Here is a 976-nt window from a genome sequence, read left to right as displayed (position 1 = left end):
GTCGTGGCGGGCGAAGTGCGCACGCTGGCCCAGCGTTCGGCCGCCGCCGCCAAGGAAATCAAGGAGCTGATCGGCGCCTCCGTCCAGCAGGTCGAAGCGGGCGCGGGTCTCGTCTCCGAAGCCGGCGCCACGATGCGCGAAGTGCTGCAGACCGTGCAGCAGATGCACGAGCTGATGGTCGAGATCAGCCACGCCGGCCGCGAACAGCGTGCGGGCATCGAGCAGGTGAACAAGGCCGTCTCGCAGATGGACACCGTCACCCAGCAGAACGCCGGCCTCGTCGAGGAAGCCGCGACGGCGGCCCAGAGCCTGCACGAACAGGCCGAGGCGCTCGACCATCTCGTCAGCGTGTTCAAGCTGGAAGAGGCCGCGCGCCGTTCGTCCGGCAGCCGGGCGCTCGTCGTCGGCTGACATTCATGCTCTGTCTGTTCACACCGCGAAACCATCGTAGGGCGGGCATTTGAGGCCGGGGGCCTCAAATGAAACGAGCCCACGCGTTACGCCAACACATGGCGAACGTCACGCGTTACGCCATCGCATCGCGATGTTTGCGCAAACAAATTGTGTTATAAAAGTGTGTAAAAAGGACTTTTCGGAATAGCATTTCTTGAGCGTTTCCGATAATCTCTTGTAGATTGGAAGCTCGGAGCCGGCGTCGCCGGTTCCGGCGGACGATATAACAACCAGCGGATGGTGCCTCGTTCGAGCACTGTCCGTCATTCGAGACAACGCTCATGAACCTGATCTCCCGCCTGGACACCATTGTCTTCCTGTTCTACTTCGTCGTCGTCGCAGGCTACGGCCTGTGGGTCTACCGCCGCAAGAAGAGCGCCAACACCTCCGCCTCGCACGACTACTTCCTGGCCGAAGGCTCGCTCACGTGGTGGGCCATCGGCGCGTCGCTGATCGCCTCGAACATCTCCGCCGAGCAGTTCATCGGCATGAGTGGTTCGGGCTTCCGCATCGGCATGGCCAT

2 protein-coding genes are annotated in these 976 nt (G+C 62.3%); both read left to right on the top strand.

Annotation, left to right across the window (positions count from 1 at the left end; translation table 11 throughout):
- A partial coding sequence (locus ACEN88_RS32695; RefSeq protein ID WP_413346424.1) for a methyl-accepting chemotaxis protein occupies nt 1–411 on the top strand: 411 nt, incomplete at its 5' end.
- Nucleotides 412–734: 323 nt separating this feature from the next.
- A partial coding sequence (locus ACEN88_RS32690; protein WP_413346422.1) for a sodium:solute symporter family transporter occupies nt 735–976 on the top strand: 242 nt, incomplete at its 3' end.

The sequence above is a fragment of the Massilia sp. CT11-108 genome, assembly GCF_047302915.1.
Classification (GTDB): Bacteria; Pseudomonadota; Gammaproteobacteria; order Burkholderiales; family Burkholderiaceae_D; genus Telluria; species Telluria orientalis.
This window is presented reverse-complemented; position numbering and strand designations above follow the sequence as displayed.